We start from the raw sequence: 16,680 nt of genomic DNA, 5'->3' as shown, positions 1-16,680 counted from the left end.
GTGTTTATCTTCTCAGTTTTATGTCAATTCAACTTGTTGTACTCTCACTATAATGGGTGACGTTGCGTCATGGTCAAGAGGAGAATGAAAAAAGTTTGTGAAAATCTTGTTTTTTCCCCTCCTCCCTGTCTATCTTAGAATTTTTACGGCGATTCTCGTAATATACTGTTCCATTTTCTTACTGGTCAGCGCGTCCACCATATATTCCTCATAAAAGCGGTCGTCCAGCAAAAGTCTCTGTTCCGTGGCATACCAGAACAGCTTCCGGTACGCCGCTTCAATTCCCTGCCATGGTCCTTTATAATAATAGCAAAGATACTCTCCCTCCGGCCGAACCGTGTATCGCACTTTCGCCGGCACACGATCAAAAATCAGATAAAAATCACGGTAATCCAGAAAATTCCCCGTTTCCAGTGTTTCCCGTTTCTGAACAAACCCAACATTATACGAACTTCGATTTCCGTATTGCCCACAGTAAGCATAGAGCTCTCCGATTTTCTGATTGACTGCCAGATTATCCGCTGACTCGCTGTGGTTTGTGACAAGATACTGCAACGGCAGGGTATGAATTCCCACAGGACAGAAGGGATCTTTTTCAAACGCCTCACGGCATTCCACCGATGCCTGTGCCAAAAACCGCTTCTTTTCCCCAATCCAGCGCTGCATCTCGCGGAGCCGCTGCATTTTTTCGCGCACCACCTTCTCCTCCTGTTCCAGCAGTACTCCGAATTTTTCAGGACTTCGCTGTTCCAGATAATTTCGAATCTCTGCCAGCGGCATGCCCAGCTCCCGCAGCATTCCGATCACATCAAACGTTTCCATCTGATCCATCGCATAATACCGGTAGCCGTTTGTCCCTCTTCTTTTTGGTACGAACAGCCCAATCTCATCATAATGGAAGAGCGTTTCCTTTGTCGTGCCTACCAGCGCTGCAAATCGCCCCGCGCTTAAATACTCCTGTTTTCCCATTTCTGACTCCTTTTCCTGAATATGTGCTCTCGGAATTTTTCCTGTTTTTCACCTTTTTTGCACTTGACTATAGGGTTACCCTATCCTTTATAATAGCAAACGATTCAAATTTTCACAAGAAATCTTTCCCATCTAAAGCGTGTCTGAAAAAGGCTTTTCACACATAAAAAGGAGGTTTTTGATTATGAGCCAGTCACTCGCCAAGGATTTCAACTTCCGCTCTCTGCTGAAGTTTGCGTTTCCATCGATCATCATGATGATCTTTATGTCTCTCTACAGTATTGTGGATGGCTTTTTCATCGCACAGTACGTGGACAGCATGGCGCTTTCCGCCGCCAATATCGTCTATCCTGCCGTCAGCATTCTTCTTGCCGTCGGCATCATGTTCGGTACCGGAGGCAGCGCCGTCGTCGCTGCAAAGATCGGACAGGGAAAACAGGCGGAAGCCAACCGCAACTTTTCGGCCCTTACCCTTACCACACTGATCATCGGTATTCTGGGCGCAGTGCTCGGCAACCTGTTTTGCCGTCAGATCTGCAGTCTGCTCGGTGCAACGCCGGTGCTGATGGATTACGGTACCGCCTATCTGCGGACGATCCTTTCCTTTGCCCCGGTCTGTCTTCTCCAGGCGCTATTCCAGTCCTTCTTTGTAACAGCAGGACGCCCGGGACTCGGACTTTCCCTTACGGTGTCCGCCGGCATTACCAACATGCTTCTGGACTATCTGTTTGTCGTTCCGCTCCATCTTGGTGTTGCCGGAGCTGCCCTTGCCACCGGCCTTGGCCAGTGCATTCCGGCCGTTGCCGGCATTTTATACTTTACCTTCGCCCGCAAAGGCCTTCGCTTCACCCGTCCGGAATTTTCCAAAGGCCTGCTCTCCACAAGCTGCTTCAACGGTTCCTCCGAGATGGTCAGCAATCTTTCTGCAGCCGTTGTCACTTACCTTTTCAACATGCTGATGCTGAAATTTGAGGGCGAAATCGGTGTTGCCGCCATCACGGCGATTCTGTACGGACAGTTTCTCTTTGTTGCGCTGTACCTCGGCTACAGTATCGGCGTTGCACCTGTGTTCAGCTTCAACTACGGCAGCCGGAACAAACAGCGGCTGATCCGGCTTTACCGCATCAGTATCCGCTTCGTTGTGGTAAGCTCTGTGATCATCGCACTTGTGGCCGCCTTCGGCTCTCCGGTCATTTCCGCCGTTTTCATGCAGAAAGGCACGTACGGCTTTGAACTGACACGCCACGGCGGATATCTGTTCTCCATCGCTTACCTGTTCTGCGGTACGAATATCGTCGCCTCCGGCATTTTTACGGCACTGTCAGACGGAAAGACCTCTGCTTTGATTTCTTTTTTGCGAACCTTCGTCTTTATCGTTCTCTCCGCGCTGCTTCTGCCGCTCGTGCTTGGCACCAACGGTGTGTGGCTGTCGATTCCGGTCGCCGAATTTCTGACGCTGTTCATCTCCGTGCCGAAGCTGTCCCGCTATTTCAAGGATCCGAAAGTCGCAACGGAGACGCAAACAAGTCCCAACTGATCTTACCGACTTCGCTGATTCTCAAAACCCCGCACAGGGATCCGTTGTTTTCACAGGATCCGCTGTGCGGGGTTTCTCTTTTGCTACCACTTTTTCCCCGGGCAGTCCCGCAGTGCAATCGCTGCCCGCATCTCCACGTAGCAGCCGCACATGCGGCACATGCCGGACAGCAGCTTTTCACACTCCTTACAGATGGAAAGCCGCCGCTCGTATTCCTCCTCCGGCGTTTTATCGTCCGCCGGAATTCTTGCAATATAATCATACATATTCTGAAAAAAGCCTGCCTCGTCCATCTCACGAAGCAGGCATTTTTTACAGATCCTGGTATTTCCGTCCATCAAACTCCTCCGGAACCGAATCTTTTTCATCCCAAATATCTTCTGGTTTTTATGGTTTCCCTATTTTACGGCGATATGAAGCACACTGCATGCCGGAATGGTAAAGGAAATTCCCTCTTTTGTTGCCTGCACACCGTCAAAGCCCTGAACGCCAACCGTCTCCGGCGCTTCAAAGGTGTTCTTATCCTGCATATGGCCGGTTACGATCTCGGCTTTGATCTCGTCGGCTTTTTTTCCAAGAAGTACCGCTTCTACCGGATATGCTTTCTCCAGATCCACATTCGTCATCGTAATATGAAGTACACCGTTGGCATCTACCGAAACAGATTCCGTCAGATTCGGAACCATGTATTCATCTTCCAGACCAACCTGCTCCGTTTCCAGAGAGCTTGCCAGAAGATCATTTTCCTGATGTACCTGATACAGATCGAAAACATGATACGTCGGAGTTTTGACCATCTTTTCCCCCTCGGTCAGGATCATCGACTGCAGAACATTGACCATCTGTGCGATATTTGCCATCTTGACGCGGTCGCTGTGTTTGTTGAAGAGATTCAGGTTGATCCCTGCGACCAGTGCGTCACGCATGGTATTCTGCTGATACAGAAATCCCGGATTTGTTCCAGGCTCTACATCATACCAGGTACCCCACTCATCCACGATCATACCGACCTTTTTGTCCGGGTCATACTGATCCATAATGGCGCTGTGGCGGCGGATCAGCTCTTCCATGTACATCGTCTTTTTCATGGTCTTATACCAGTCTTTTTCCGCAAACTCCGTTGCACTTCCCTTGTGATCCCAGGTTTCCGGCACCGTATAGTAATGAAGCGACAGGCCATCCATCATGCCATGCTGCTGTGGGGAGATTCTGCGGAAGCATGCTTTCATCACTTCCTGCGTCCACTCATAATCATCCGAATTGGCGCCGCAGGCAATCTTCCGGATCTTTTTGTTTCCATCGTAATCACGCACAAAGGTCTGATATCTGCGGTACATATTTCCGTAGAATTCCGGATTCATATTTCCGCCACAGCCCCAGTTCTCATTGCCGATGCCGAAGAAATCGACGGTCCACGGCTTTTCGTGGCCATTTTCCGCACGAAGGTCTGCCATCGGAGATACCCCGTCAAATGTCATATATTCAACCCACTCCGACATCTCCTGTACAGTACCGCTTCCCATATTTCCGTTGATATAGGTTTCACATCCGATCTGACGGCAGAGTTCAAAAAACTCGTGGGTACCGAAGCTGTTGTCCTCGACAACACCGCCCCAGTTGGTGTTGATCATTTTTTTGCGGCTTTCTTTCGGTCCGATACCGTCTTTCCAGTGATATTCATCTGCAAAACATCCGCCCGGCCAGCGCAATACCGGAACTTTGATATTTTTCAGTGCTTCAACAACATCGGTACGCATTCCGTTCACGTTCGGAATATCGGAATTTTCTCCTACATAGAGTCCTTCATAAATACATCTTCCCAGATGCTCCGAAAACTGTCCCTGGATTTCCTTATTGATTTTTGAAAGCTTTCTGTTCGCATCAATTACTAACTTAGCCATAACTTGTCCCCTTTCGAGATCTTAAATTTGGCTTTATTATAGGAGATGTATCTCACTTGTGTCAATGAGCGTACAAGTTGTTTCCCCATGATTTTTTCAAAAAGTGCGGCCGTCTGGCTGCTGACCAAAAGGCCGCTTGTTTTATTTTTCATTCTGCATACGAAAAAACCGCCCTGGTTTTCACCAGGACGGTTACCGTCCGTGCGTTAGAGGATTCGAACCCCCGACCTTTTGGTCCGTAGCCAAACGCTCTATCCAGCTGAGCTAAACGCACATTTCTTTGTCGCTTTAGAACTCTTTGTTTATCACTCGTTCCCGCTGACATCATGTATATTACACTATCCTAAGAGAAAAGTCAACACCTTTTTGAAAAAAATTTAAAATTTTTTCGAATAACAGTTTTTTGTGAAAATAAGGGCTTTTTCCCCTATTTCACAGTCCGCACCAGGTAGTCTTTCTTTCGCAGTTCCTCTTCAATCAGATCCAGGGTCTGCGCAGAGTCTGCCGATACGGTATGAAAATGTTCCCCTGATGTGATATTCTTCAGCGGCCGTGATTTTCCCTGCCGGATTTCTTCCATAAACAGTGCCACCTTATTTCGTGAACTGATATTAAGTTCCGCCCGCAGTTCTCCGTAAACCTCGTGACGCACAATCACATCCAGCACAACGCCGCCGAAATCCACAATTGTATTCAGCTCGTCCTGCATCTGCTCATCCGTGTGATTCACCTCAAAGACCCGCGTCTCTCTCACCGGGCTGCTGCAGATGTAGCCGCGGTTTGTCGCAATCACATCGTATCCGGCAGCGCGGATCAGGGCAATGTCCTGGACAATCACCTGACGGCTGACTTCACAGCTCTTCGCCAGCGCTGCACCGGAGACCGGCGTCTTACTGTTTGTTATTCTTTGAAGAATCTCTTCTCTTCGTTCCTTTCCACTCATCATAAAACAAGACCTCGCATTTCGTACACTTCCCTTATCTTATCACACTTTCCGCCGTTTCTACAATAGCAGGAAATCATTTTCCAAAAGCTTTGTCAAGGACTAAAACTTTATGAAATTTTCCGGGCTCTCGTATATTCGTCCCGCCAACTGCCAATCATGAACGTATAACAGTAACGAACGGTAACCATACGTTCCATGTTTCAGGAGGATGCATACCATGGCGATCAATAAAGTTGAACTGTGCGGAGTCAATACATCACGCCTTCCCGTACTGAATGCCGAAGAAAAAGAGACTCTGCTGAAAAAGGCCCGCGAAGGAGATGCTGCTGCCCGCGAACGCTACATTCAGGGCAATCTGCGCCTTGTCTTAAGCGTGATCAAGCGCTTCTCCAACAGCAGTGAAAACGCCGACGATCTCTTTCAGATCGGCTGTATCGGCCTGATTAAGGCGATTGATAACTTCGACACGACCTTAAACGTCCGTTTCTCCACCTATGCCGTGCCGATGATCATCGGTGAAATCCGGCGGTATCTGCGTGACAACAATGCGATCCGCGTCAGCCGTTCCCTCAGGGATACTGCCTACCGCGCCATCTGCGCCCGCGAACTTTATCTCAAGCAGAACCAGAAAGAGCCTTCGATCGAGGAAATCGCCGCTGAAATCGGCATTGGAAAAGAGGATATCGTCTATGCCCTCGATGCAATCCAAAGCCCAATGAGTCTGTATGAGCCCGTCTACACGGAAGGCGGCGATACCCTGTATGTCATGGATCAGTTAAGTGATAAGAAAAATAAAGAAGAAAACTGGGTGCAGAACCTCGCCCTGCAGGACGCGGTCGCCCGTCTCAATGAGCGCGAACGCCAGATCATCCGCATGCGTTTCTATGAGGGGCAGACCCAGATGGAGGTTGCCCGGGAAATCGGCATCTCGCAGGCGCAGGTCAGCCGGCTGGAAAAGTCCGCCCTGCGCTCTATGCGGAATTATCTCTCCGACGAGCGGTAACGCCCGCCGTTCACTGAATTTCTGCAAACTCCAGCCGGTAATCCGACGGCGGCATTCCATAGTGTTTCCGGAACACACGGGAATAGTAAAAGGGATCTTCAAATCCGCACGACAGCGCCGTCTGTTTGACCGTCATCCCCATCTGCAGCAGCTTTTCTGACTGCTGCAGCCGATATTCCAGCAGATACTGTCCTGGTGACCAGCCGATTTTCTTCTGAAACAGACGGTTCAGCGTTGTGCGGCTGACCGCCATTTTCCGCGCAATTGTCTCCGCGCAGAACTCACTCCTGTGATACCCTGCGGCAATCAGAGCCATCGCTTCCATAATCCGCGGATCCTCCTTCTTTCTCTCCTCCCGCTGCGGCTCCGCCAGATCCTGGTACACGCCCAGAAGCGCAAGCAGCACACCGACGGCCTCCTGGCTGTTCCGGCGATAGAGTTCCATCTGGCAGAGACGCTCAAAATACGGCAGAAGCCTTTCCTGACGGAGAGGCGGCGCCGCCGGCTGCTGTGGGTTCAGTACCGACCGTGCCAGAATCTGCCGGCATTGTTCCCCGACAAAATCAACCCACACATATTCCCACGGCTCGTTCTCATCCGGCGCGTACTGCACCACCTGCTCTGGACAGATTAAAAAGCTCTGTCCGGCGGTAAGTGTGTACGTCTTTTTCCCGCAGGTAAACGTTCCCTTTCCGCTTATAATATAATGTATAATATAGCACTGCCGTACACCCGGCCCCCAGGAATGCAGATCATGGCAGTCCTGCCGCCCGGCATCGACAGGCCGGATCCCGTTCATTTCTGATACAAGCATATTCTTTCCTTTTCCCGTATTTTATTCTTTATGAAGCAAAAATCCATGCTTTTGTCTTAAAATTCCATGGTTTTGCTCTGGAAATCCATCTATACTCAAAGTACATCAAAACTTACGGGAGGTCAATACTATGATCAAACTTACACCGCCGATGGGCTGGAATTCCTGGAACACCTTCGGAGAAAATATCAATGAAAAAATGATTTTTGAAACTGCTGATGTCATGGCCGAGAGCGGCCTGCGCGATAAAGGATACGAATATCTTGTCATCGACGACTGCTGGTCCTTACGTGAACGCGATGAAAACGGCCGTCTTGTGCCGGATCCGGAAAAATTTCCGCATGGTATGAAAGCCGTTGCCGATTACGTTCATTCCAAAGGGCTGAAATTCGGTATGTATTCCTGCGCCGGAAACATGACGTGTGCCGGCTACCCTGGCAGCTATGAGCACGAATTTGTCGATGCGGAAACTTTCGCATCCTGGGATGTTGATTTCTTAAAATACGACTACTGCTACCACAGCCCGATCCTGCACGGAAAATATCTGTACCGCCGCATGGGACTGGCACTCGAGAACTGCGGCCGCGACATTCTCTTCTCTGCCTGCTCCTGGGGTGCTGATGAAACGCATGAGTGGATCAAAGAAACCGGCGCTTCCATGTGGCGTTCCACCGGCGACATCTTTGATACCTGGGATTCTGTCAAAGATCTCGTGGCACAGCAGGAAAAACTGCATCCGTACAACGGCGTCGGCTGCTTCAACGATATGGACATGCTGATCGTCGGCATGCATGGAAAAGGAAATGTTGGACTGGCCGGCTGCAGCGATGTCCAGTATCAGACACACTATGCACTGTGGGCATTCCTTGGCTCCCCGCTGATGATCGGCTGCGACATCCGCGAGATGAGCGACGAAACCCGCCGCATTCTCATGAATGATGAAATGATCCGCATCAATCAGGATCCGCTCTGCCGTCAGCCGTATAAAGTGAAAAACCATGCATGGAATGACAACGTTCTGATTTATGTAAAAGCGCTCGCAAACGGAAATCTTGCTATCGGCATGTTCAATCTCAGTGATGAAAAATCGCGTGCAGCCATGAATCTGGATGAGATCGGCCTTCCGTTCTCCACTGGCCGTACTCTGGAACTTACTGAGGTCTGGACCTGCGAGAACCTGTGTGCAAACAATGCATCCCTTGTCACAGAGCTCGAGCCGTTTGCATCAAAAGTATACCGTGCAAAGGTCGTAAAACTCTGATGGCACGCTGTATGCAGTGCGGCAAAGAACTCACACATAACGAGATCGGCGCCCACCGTAAATTTATCAACCGCGGCGCAGAACAGTTTTTCTGCAAGCAGTGTCTTGCCGAGCATCTCGGTGTAACGCCGGAGCTCATTGACGAAAAGATCGAACAGTTCAAGCGGCAGGGGTGTACACTGTTTGTATAGACCTACACTGTCTGAAATGCACACAGCCGGATTTCCGCCAAATAGAAATCCGGCTCTATTTTCATGCTGCATAAAAAATCATTTCTTCTTTATTTCTTTCAGATATGCTCCGGCATCCTTTAGGAATCCCGCCACAATCAGAAGAATTACCATTCCGATCGGAAACGCTGCCACGATACTGACCGACTGCAGATTGCTCATAGAGCTTTCGGAAAAGACCAGTGCAATCGGAAGCAGAATCAGCAGAAGGCACCACATAAGCTGAATCGCTTTCGATGGCTGCTGTCCCTCTTCCAGACGGCGGTAGCTGTAGCAGGAAACCGTCAGCGCAATCGAATCAAACGAGGTCGCATAAAAGGCAATCATCGTGAGCAGCAGAACGACAAGAACCAGCGATGCACACGGGATCTTCTGGATCATGGCGATAATCATTCCATAGAGATCACCGTCTTTGGCATACCGCGCGATAAAATCCGCTTTTCCCGCCATCTGCATCCCCATCGATTCATTTCCCAGGATGATAAAGCTTAAAATCGTGGAGCCAACGCCGAATCCATATCCGCCAAGGATTGTCTGCCGCACCGTTCTTCCCCGGGAAATACTTCCGATAAAAAATGGCGCCGCCACGCACCATACCATCCAGTATGCCCAGTAATAAATAGTCCAGTTCTGCGGAAAATGCGTCTCGCGCAGCGGATCGGTATCGGTCGCCAACGTCGGGAAATACTGAATCATCCGTCCCAGCGATGAAAATCCCGTCTCGATAATATACCGCGTCTGTCCGCCGAACAGCAGCACGTACGCCAGTAGCCCGAAAAACAGATAGATGCAGAGCTTTGCCAGAAAACCGATTCCGCGGAAGCCGTGAAGCAGCGAATACGTGTACACAAAACACGTAATCAGCAGAATCACAATTGTCACTGCGTTCCGGTCCAGATTGATATGAAACAATGCATTGATTGCACTTGCCATCAGCGGCGTTGCCACGCTGAATGTCGTTGCCGTTCCTGCAAGGAGTGCAAATACCGCCAGCAGATCAATCAGCCGTCCGCCGATGCCGTCCGTCTGTTTTCCCATAATCGGACGGCAGGCTTCTGAATACCGCTGCCGGTTCCGTTTCCGCACGTGCAGCATAAACCCAAATGCGGCAGCGAGAACGAGATAAAAGCCCCACGGAATCAGACTCCAGTGAAACAGCGGGTACACGCCCGCCCACTCCTGGATTCCGCCCATCTTTTCAATCTGCGGATCAGCAGCATACATCACCCATTCTGCAAAAGAATAAAACAGAATGTCTGCCGCAAGGCCGCACGTAAACATCATGGATCCCCAGGCAAAAAAAGAATATTTCGGTTTCTCATCCTGCTCTCCTAACACAATATCGCCATATTTTGAAAATGCCAGATACAAAGAGAGCAGAAAAACGCCAAGGCCAATTGCAAGATAATAGACTCCAAAGGTATCTCCCAAGAAGAAGCGTACCTTCGCAAGAACTGTGTTGGACTGTTCCGGCAGGAGGAAAAACAAAATGCTGAGCGCTGCAATCAGTCCCAGCGGCAGCAGCGTGATCATCCAGTCAATCTGACCTTTTTTCCGTATTTTTCCGCTCTGTTTCTTTTTCGCCACTCTGTTTTCATCAACTGTATTCATGTTTTCTGTTCCTTTCTGCTATACTGCCCGATCCAGCTTATTTTTCTTCTGATTTTTCCTGCCCCTGTGCCTCATATCCGCAGTAAGACGGATCCAGATCGCAGAGTTCCGAGAAATCATCAATCTCAATCAGATCGCCTTCCTGCATAGGATAAATGCCAAGCTCATATTCTTCAAAATGACAGAACATCGCCACATCATCCCAGTAAATCTGGCGGTTCTGTTTTTTTTCAAATTCCAGTTCCAGGTGGCGTTTCAGCCGCTTTCCGTCCTCCCGGTTCCAACGTGATACACTGAAGAGCTGCCAGCCGCCCTTACCGCCGGTCCGGCTACAGGAACACACGATTCCATCCTTCACCTGCATCAGCCATTCATCAGTCTTTTCGTCCGTCCAGACAGCATTGTAGCCAGAATGCGTAAATTCCGGTGCAAGAATTTCTTTTTTGTATATAATCTGATCCCCATCCAGAATCATTGCATTTTCCAACTGTTCCCGCGCCACATAGAGCGATGCAATATTATTGCAGGAATCCCAGTATGGATTTTCGATCAGTGTCACACCTTTATATTCTGCGGTAAGGCACGCAAACTGCTCTTTCCGATATCCCACTACTACATAAATCTCATAAATTCCATTTTCATGCAGCGCCTGAATCACCGTATCAATCATGCGGACACCCTTCACACGGATCAGCGGTTTCGGCGTAGTAAGCGTTACCGGCCGCATCCGCGTTCCCGTTCCCGCCGCCATGATAATTGCACGTTCTACATGATTTTTCTGCTGAATTTCACTTCCCGGTCTCTGCCCCACATCCATCGCTTTCATTCTTCCACCCTCTTATTCTTCCTGACCTTTGCTTTTGGCAAGCTCCTGCTTAACAAGTTTATAGTAATCCTTAGCATATCGGTACTGTTTCAGCGAATACTCGCCAAACTCCACGCCTAACCGGCTCTTGTACTCACACCAGTTGCTCCATAAAAGCCCGCACACCGCAATGTATGCATAAATTTTCGTGCGCACCTCCTGCGGACAGCCTTCCGTAAAATAACTGTCGATCAGCGCATCCACCTGCGGACGGTCATACATGGCGTAAATGCAGAACATCGCCAGATCCACATGTGCATCCTGCATGCCCGCATATTCCCAGTCAATCAGACGAATTTCCGTTCCGCCGTTTTTCTCCACAAACAGAAAATTGTCCGGCACCGCATCAATATGCGTCAGCGTCCACACCTTCGGCTGCGCTTCCAGATAAGCCTCAAGCTCCAGCACATGCGCTTTCGTCGTGCTGTAATCCCGATAAACAGACGGTTCTCCCTCCCACAGACTTTCATAGTATGCGATCTGGTCAAACAGCGAAAACGTATGCTCCACGCTCAGATGCTCCTCATGGAAGGAACGGAGCTTTTTCATACAGGCCTGCACATCCTCAGGGTTTTCCGGATCGCAGACACGCGCACCCTCCAGGTATTTCGTAATCTTATAGCCGTTTTCCGGATTGATCGACACGATTTCATCGCAGATGCCCTTTCCGTCCAGTGTCCGATATACCGCCGCCTCCTGCCTGCGGTTGATCAGAAGACTCGTGCCTTCCCCCGGAATTCTCATAATATACCGCCCGCCGCGACAGCGGAATAAAAACGAACGGTTTGTCATTCCCTTTTTCAGGACCTCAATTCCCGTAATCTCCTCACCGGAAACCGAAAGCACCCGTTCAATTTCTGCCATCGCATCCGACTTCAGCTGATCCGAATTTTCATCCAGTTCCCGCAGCTGCTCGTAGGTATTGATCTCCACCACAGCTCCTTCCGGGACAAGCTTTGCCTGCACCGGCATTCCGTTTTCCGCAAAAAGGGCATCCTCCCAGAAAACATGGTCATACCGGCGATCCTGTACCATCGTTTCGATTCGCCGCGCCATCGACTGTGCCACAGAATCCGTCAGATAGCTGATGCCGATCATATGATTTCCTTCTTTTTCCCCGCCTGAGGGCACAAGCTCCCACTTCCGGCTCACACGAACCGTACTGTCTGGATCTTTTGCATCGCTCACCAGATACCAGGAATACCACTCATACTCCGAAAACGGATTTTCCCGGCACCAGAGGTCGCACGGCATAAGATACGTTTCACCAAGCTGCGGCAATACCTTTGCCAGGGAATGCAGGTTGTTTTTCTCTGCATACTCCATATTGACAACCAGCTTCACGCCATACCGGTCAACCAGATAATCGTACTGTTCCTTTTTAAAACCAACGACAACATAAATTTCCTTCACCTTTACCGCATGAAGCTGACGGATCAGCCGCTCGATCAGCGGTTCCCCCTCTACTTCCAAAAGTCCTTTCGGCGTTTCCATATTAATCGGCACCATCCGCATTCCATATCCGGCAGCCAGAATCACCGCGTTTTTCGGGCGATGCTTTGCCATCTCAAGCCTGGCTTTTTCCGTCAGCTCCATATCTGTTGTTAAAAAACCCTGCCCCTGCAGCGCTTTCACCGAACGGTTTACCATTCCCAGTGAAAACCCACACCGCTCCGCCAGCGCACGCTGGTTCCGGCAGTGGTATTGCAGGATCACGTTCAAAATATCCGATTCCTGTTTGTTCATGTACATCTTTCCTTTCGTTTTCGTGAACATCGTTATTATAATACAGGACCGGCGGCATGTCAAGCTGCCAGCCGATCCTGTGAACCAATATGCCCAGATTAAGTTACGGTTCACTGGTTCCCCGCGAACCGTAACATTCGCAGCCCTAATCCATGTGCAAGTTTTTTCACCATCCTCCTTCCGGTACAAGATCCACGCAGACAATCTCCGGAATATTGTTGAACCGCGGAATCACCTCCGTATTTCCAAGCCCCGCGGACAGAACCAGATGCCGTTTTCCATCCTCTGAATCAAAAACACCCTTCAGCCGTCCCGGAAACCAGCCCATATCCGGCGCATATACACCGCCGATCCCAGGTAAAATGACCTGCCCTCCGTGAAGATGGCCGGAAAACACGCAGTCCACGTTCCATTCCTCCAGGGCATCATTTTTCAGCCAGGCAATCGGAAGATGACTAAGCAAAATCTTGTAACGGTCGGTATTCTCAAAATCCCATAAAAACATGCATTCGCTAAGATCAGCTTCTTCCGTTTCCAGGTATTTGTCCGGCAGACAGTAACCGTAAATGCCGCCGATGCGAAGAGACTGGCCTTTTACAGTGATATCCCGGTATTGGTGCTCCAGAACAATAGCACCGGCGTCCTGATACAGTTGTGTGATATCTGTGCCAAAATTGTCCTGGTATTCTATCTCATGATTTCCCAGGGACAGGTAGACGGGAGCAATCTCACAGAGAGAAGAAATTAAATTGGTAGCAATCTCTGTGACAGGCTCTCCGGAATTTAACAGATCCCCCGTAAGCAGAATCAGATCGGGTGACTGACTTGCTATCCGGTCAATCAGCTCCTGATTGTCTTCTCCAAACTCGCTGTTGTGCAGATCCGTCAGCTGCACAATCCGGATTTGGGTGTCGATTTTGTCGGAGGGGATCTGATAGGAAGAGTAGCTTAGGGAGTGTTTCGATTGATCGAGGTTTTGGCAGGTTGTGATTCCGAGGAATAGAAGTACGCTGATAATGAGCGTCCATTTGTGCTGCCGTAACCATTTCATTGATAATGTCCTCCGTTATCGTGACTCATCCTAACCCACACAGCTTTTTGAGTACACGCTTAATTATTTCCTTCTTACTTCGCCTTTGTGGTTGTTTTACTTGAAGTAATGGCAATATTTCCTGAAAATTTTCGCTTTCAATAGTTTTTAAAACAATATCTCTATTTTGTTTATGAACTGATGATCTCAATAACGATGGATTTTCTCTTGCCGCCTGTTCCAAATAAACTTGTTCACATTTTATGTTTTCAGAAACTGCGTTCATCATTTTTTCGCCTTTTGCAGTATGCGTTAATATAAGAGATGTTCCTTTATTATCGTCCATTTTGGGATTAATATTCCATATTCCCCAGAAATCGCCTAATGTTATATCACTAACACGATGATATCCTTTAAAATGACAGCTACTACAAGATTCCCGCAAAATATAATCTTTTACAAATAATTGCATGAAGGGATCATCACCATTTTTACATAAATAGCGTTTCTTGTCTGCATAAGCAAATTTAACCGAGTATGCGTAATGACTCCAACCACTTTCCTTATTTCGCAAATTTATATGCTGTGGAAATGAATCACTATTATCCGTTAGAGATCGATACTTTACATATTTTTCCCATACCATCGGAGACGGTACTCCATGACATACAAAATCTATGCAGACCAAATTCTCATAATCTCGTTTTAAAAAGGCTTTCAATCCGGCTACCTGACAAGGTGTACCTGAAAACAACACTATTCGTCCGGAATCCAGTTGTTTTTTTATGCTTAAAAAGCTGTCTCCTAAAATACTTTGCGAATATTTCGCTCCTCGTAGTTTACCGAGTTCCGTTTGCTCTTTTATCTCAATATGTCTGACTACGCCTTCGTCATCATAGCTTGCACCATAGATCACTCCGCCTCGCTGTAAAATGGTAGCTGCTAACTCAGAGAAAATTCCACCGGAGGAACTCTCCAGTCGAAGTGCATTATTGTTAGAGAATGCCGCATATGCAGACGTTGATAGGTTTTCATCATCTTTTTTCTTCATTAACACGGGACATACTCTTTCACAAGCCCCACAAGCAATACACGCAGACCGCTCCATAATTACCGGAAACTCAAATCCTGCATTATCTTTTTTCATCTGAATACAGTTCCGTGGACAAATGCTTACACAGGCAGTGCAACCTGTGCATTGGTTCTTCTCGGCAAGTTTGGGCATAGTTTTCACCTTCTTATCCCTTGATTCTTTTGATTATCCTCTTCAATGGTTCTCTAAAAATACTTCTTTCATATTCATTAAATGAAACTTCATACATTAACACAATATAGATGCCAGTAAAAACAATTATCCCGATCAAAAAAATAATCCAGTTATCAATTTCATATATTCTATTTATCAGTAAACCACTAAACATCATTATTCCTGGAACAATGGCCATTTTTAAAATATTTTTCCAGAACAAAGGAATATCCAATCCTGTCACTTTGTAGTAGTAAATATTCATCACAATACCTTGTCCTAGGATATATGCAAAACAAGAACAAGTAGCCGCCCCCAAAATGCCACAATATGGAACCGCAATATAAGTTGTCACTACATTAAGTATTGCAATAATCATGTATATGATGGATCTAAACTGATGCTTATTCTGAGCAGTAACAATCGTTAAACCAATGTTTTGAATCAACGGAACGCACAGAGGAAACATTGTCAAAATAGCAACCCAATATGCGTCATGATAATCCTTTCCAGCCCATAATGTAATAAAAGCTTGTCCAAAAGCAGTAAAACCAGACACTATCAAAGCAATTACAATAAACTGTAATCTTCCAACTCGAATAAACAAATTCGTTAATTCATCCTTGGATGCATCTTTTACGACCATCCCCGTCACTCTAGGTGTCAATACTCCAGATATTGATGTTGACAAATTCATAACCATATTATTAAAAGTACCGCCCACATTATAAATTGCAACAGCGACACTCCCGGATAACATTCCTAAAATAACTTTATCAGTAGCCCAGAATAACATATCTACAATCGAACCAATAAAAACAAACACCGAAAATCCTAACATTTCTTTAATTAGTGCTATTGGAAGTTTTTCTATAACTGGTTTAATATGTAACTTTCTAAGACAATAATAAATATTCACAGGGAGCATCAAAAATTGAACCACGGTTGCCGCTGTTGCCATTCCTACAGAAGCGTACCCCAAATACAACGCAACTAAATTTGCCAGTGGAGCTAATACAGTTGAAAACATATCAACAAGTTTTCTAAAGATATACTTCTCATTCGCTGTTATCATTGATGAAAAGACACTGTTTGGAAATGATAATGCTGAGTTAAATGTCATTATCATTACCAGAACTTTCATTTTTTTCAATTCATTAGCTGATAATCCTTTTTGAAATATTGCTTCAACATTATTTGCAATGATTGCCCCACATAATAGAACTAGCAAAGCTAATACACAGTATAAAATTAAGAAAAAACCAAATGCCTTTTCTTCTGATTTTTTATCTTTCTCTGCACGATATTTAGAAATATACCTAATAATAGTACTTCCGAATCCAAAACTCAATAATGATAAGTAAGAAACGGCGGACGAAGCAAGCGAAAATAAACCATATTCTGCTTGTCCTAACATTCGGAGCATAATTGGTGTATATATAAAAGGAATAACTGTGCCAAGCCCCAAGTTAATGTACGACAAAATCACTCCCGATTTCAACTCATTTTTTTGCACTGCAT

The 16,680-nt window shown here is 47.3% G+C and carries 15 protein-coding genes and 1 tRNA gene; 4 read left to right on the top strand and 12 right to left on the bottom strand.

Features of this window, described 5'->3' with window-relative positions:
• Positions 1-129 precede the first annotated feature (129 nt).
• Positions 130-969 carry a MerR family transcriptional regulator gene (locus DWY63_RS10520; protein ID WP_117802054.1) on the bottom strand — a complete coding sequence of 280 codons (840 nt, stop codon included), beginning with the start codon at positions 967-969 and terminating at the stop codon, positions 130-132.
• Between the two features lie 184 nt (positions 970-1,153).
• Between DWY63_RS10520 and DWY63_RS10515 the strand changes: the two genes are divergently transcribed.
• Positions 1,154-2,506, top strand: coding sequence for an MATE family efflux transporter (locus DWY63_RS10515; RefSeq protein WP_117802053.1), 1,353 nt, complete (start codon positions 1,154-1,156; stop codon positions 2,504-2,506).
• Positions 2,507-2,589: 83 nt separating this feature from the next.
• On the opposite strand, the gene DWY63_RS10510 is transcribed toward DWY63_RS10515, so the two are convergent.
• The 4 genes from DWY63_RS10510 to DWY63_RS10495 form a co-directional block, all read right to left on the bottom strand.
• On the bottom strand, positions 2,590-2,844 hold the full coding sequence (locus DWY63_RS10510) for a DUF6171 family protein (protein ID WP_055220495.1): 255 nt from the start codon (positions 2,842-2,844) through the stop codon (positions 2,590-2,592).
• Positions 2,845-2,904: 60 nt separating this feature from the next.
• A complete protein-coding gene (locus DWY63_RS10505) occupies positions 2,905-4,407 on the bottom strand; it encodes an alpha-N-arabinofuranosidase (RefSeq protein WP_117802052.1) in 1,503 nt (500 codons plus the stop codon).
• 200 nt (positions 4,408-4,607) lie between these two features.
• A tRNA-Arg gene (locus DWY63_RS10500) sits at positions 4,608-4,681 on the bottom strand.
• Between the two features lie 153 nt (positions 4,682-4,834).
• Positions 4,835-5,350 (bottom strand): transcription repressor NadR, encoded by a 516-nt coding sequence (locus tag DWY63_RS10495; protein ID WP_055220692.1) that lies wholly within the window; start codon positions 5,348-5,350, stop codon positions 4,835-4,837.
• Positions 5,351-5,570: 220 nt separating this feature from the next.
• Here DWY63_RS10495 and sigG point away from each other — a divergent pair, with 220 nt between their 5' ends.
• A complete protein-coding gene (gene sigG, locus DWY63_RS10490) occupies positions 5,571-6,356 on the top strand; it encodes an RNA polymerase sporulation sigma factor SigG (protein ID WP_055220491.1) in 786 nt (261 codons plus the stop codon).
• A 10-nt stretch (positions 6,357-6,366) separates the two neighbouring features.
• Here sigG and DWY63_RS10485 read toward each other — a convergent pair whose 3' ends face one another.
• A complete protein-coding gene (locus tag DWY63_RS10485) occupies positions 6,367-7,170 on the bottom strand; it encodes an AraC family transcriptional regulator (RefSeq protein WP_117509373.1) in 804 nt (267 codons plus the stop codon).
• A 130-nt stretch (positions 7,171-7,300) separates the two neighbouring features.
• On the opposite strand from DWY63_RS10485, the gene DWY63_RS10480 reads away from it, so the two are divergent.
• Positions 7,301-8,431 carry a glycoside hydrolase family 27 protein gene (locus DWY63_RS10480; protein ID WP_117802051.1) on the top strand — a complete coding sequence of 377 codons (1,131 nt, stop codon included), beginning with the start codon at positions 7,301-7,303 and terminating at the stop codon, positions 8,429-8,431.
• On the top strand, positions 8,431-8,622 hold the full coding sequence (locus DWY63_RS10475) for a hypothetical protein (RefSeq protein ID WP_022461561.1): 192 nt from the start codon (positions 8,431-8,433) through the stop codon (positions 8,620-8,622). The genes DWY63_RS10480 and DWY63_RS10475 overlap by 1 nt, the downstream gene beginning before the upstream one ends.
• A 78-nt stretch (positions 8,623-8,700) precedes the next feature.
• Here DWY63_RS10475 and DWY63_RS10470 read toward each other — a convergent pair whose 3' ends face one another.
• The 6 genes from DWY63_RS10470 to DWY63_RS10445 all read right to left on the bottom strand — a co-directional run bounded on the left by DWY63_RS10470 (position 8,701) and on the right by DWY63_RS10445 (position 16,675).
• Positions 8,701-10,272: a BCCT family transporter gene (locus DWY63_RS10470; RefSeq protein ID WP_022461560.1), complete on the bottom strand. Its 1,572-nt coding sequence runs from the start codon at positions 10,270-10,272 to the stop codon at positions 8,701-8,703.
• Between the two features lie 37 nt (positions 10,273-10,309).
• Positions 10,310-11,098, bottom strand: a complete 789-nt coding sequence (locus DWY63_RS10465) for an NTP transferase domain-containing protein (protein WP_243001878.1) — start codon at positions 11,096-11,098, stop codon at positions 10,310-10,312.
• Positions 11,099-11,110: 12 nt separating this feature from the next.
• Positions 11,111-12,883, bottom strand: a complete 1,773-nt coding sequence (locus DWY63_RS10460) for an NTP transferase domain-containing protein (RefSeq protein WP_117760631.1) — start codon at positions 12,881-12,883, stop codon at positions 11,111-11,113.
• A 166-nt stretch (positions 12,884-13,049) separates the two neighbouring features.
• The gene (locus DWY63_RS10455; protein WP_022461043.1) at positions 13,050-13,934 is read right to left on the bottom strand and encodes a metallophosphoesterase; all 885 of its coding nucleotides are present in this window, start codon (positions 13,932-13,934) and stop codon (positions 13,050-13,052) included.
• A 25-nt stretch (positions 13,935-13,959) separates the two neighbouring features.
• Positions 13,960-15,138: a Coenzyme F420 hydrogenase/dehydrogenase, beta subunit C-terminal domain gene (locus DWY63_RS10450; protein ID WP_022461042.1), complete on the bottom strand. Its 1,179-nt coding sequence runs from the start codon at positions 15,136-15,138 to the stop codon at positions 13,960-13,962.
• A 13-nt stretch (positions 15,139-15,151) separates the two neighbouring features.
• Positions 15,152-16,675 carry an oligosaccharide flippase family protein gene (locus DWY63_RS10445; RefSeq protein WP_117802050.1) on the bottom strand — a complete coding sequence of 508 codons (1,524 nt, stop codon included), beginning with the start codon at positions 16,673-16,675 and terminating at the stop codon, positions 15,152-15,154.
• Positions 16,676-16,680: the final 5 nt, after the last annotated feature.

Source organism: Blautia sp. AF26-2 (assembly GCF_003460955.1).
In the GTDB taxonomy this organism is placed as follows: domain Bacteria; phylum Bacillota; class Clostridia; order Lachnospirales; family Lachnospiraceae; genus Fusicatenibacter; species Fusicatenibacter saccharivorans.
Note: the sequence above shows the minus strand (reverse complement) of the source record. Positions and strands in the feature narration are given on the sequence as shown.

Coding starts and splice junctions, on each gene's coding strand:
- DWY63_RS10520 (WP_117802054.1), bottom strand. CDS start 969: ATGGGAAAACAGGAGTATTTAAGCGCGGGGCGATTTGCAGCGCTGGTA.
- DWY63_RS10480 (WP_117802051.1), top strand. CDS start 7,301: ATGATCAAACTTACACCGCCGATGGGCTGGAATTCCTGGAACACCTTC.
- DWY63_RS10450 (WP_022461042.1), bottom strand. CDS start 15,138: ATGCCCAAACTTGCCGAGAAGAACCAATGCACAGGTTGCACTGCCTGT.
- DWY63_RS10495 (WP_055220692.1), bottom strand. CDS start 5,350: ATGAGTGGAAAGGAACGAAGAGAAGAGATTCTTCAAAGAATAACAAAC.
- DWY63_RS10485 (WP_117509373.1), bottom strand. CDS start 7,170: ATGCTTGTATCAGAAATGAACGGGATCCGGCCTGTCGATGCCGGGCGG.
- DWY63_RS10455 (WP_022461043.1), bottom strand. CDS start 13,934: ATGAAATGGTTACGGCAGCACAAATGGACGCTCATTATCAGCGTACTT.
- DWY63_RS10510 (WP_055220495.1), bottom strand. CDS start 2,844: ATGGACGGAAATACCAGGATCTGTAAAAAATGCCTGCTTCGTGAGATG.
- sigG (WP_055220491.1), top strand. CDS start 5,571: ATGGCGATCAATAAAGTTGAACTGTGCGGAGTCAATACATCACGCCTT.
- DWY63_RS10465 (WP_243001878.1), bottom strand. CDS start 11,098: ATGAAAGCGATGGATGTGGGGCAGAGACCGGGAAGTGAAATTCAGCAG.
- DWY63_RS10515 (WP_117802053.1), top strand. CDS start 1,154: ATGAGCCAGTCACTCGCCAAGGATTTCAACTTCCGCTCTCTGCTGAAG.
- DWY63_RS10475 (WP_022461561.1), top strand. CDS start 8,431: ATGGCACGCTGTATGCAGTGCGGCAAAGAACTCACACATAACGAGATC.
- DWY63_RS10470 (WP_022461560.1), bottom strand. CDS start 10,272: ATGAATACAGTTGATGAAAACAGAGTGGCGAAAAAGAAACAGAGCGGA.
- DWY63_RS10460 (WP_117760631.1), bottom strand. CDS start 12,883: ATGAACAAACAGGAATCGGATATTTTGAACGTGATCCTGCAATACCAC.
- DWY63_RS10505 (WP_117802052.1), bottom strand. CDS start 4,407: ATGGCTAAGTTAGTAATTGATGCGAACAGAAAGCTTTCAAAAATCAAT.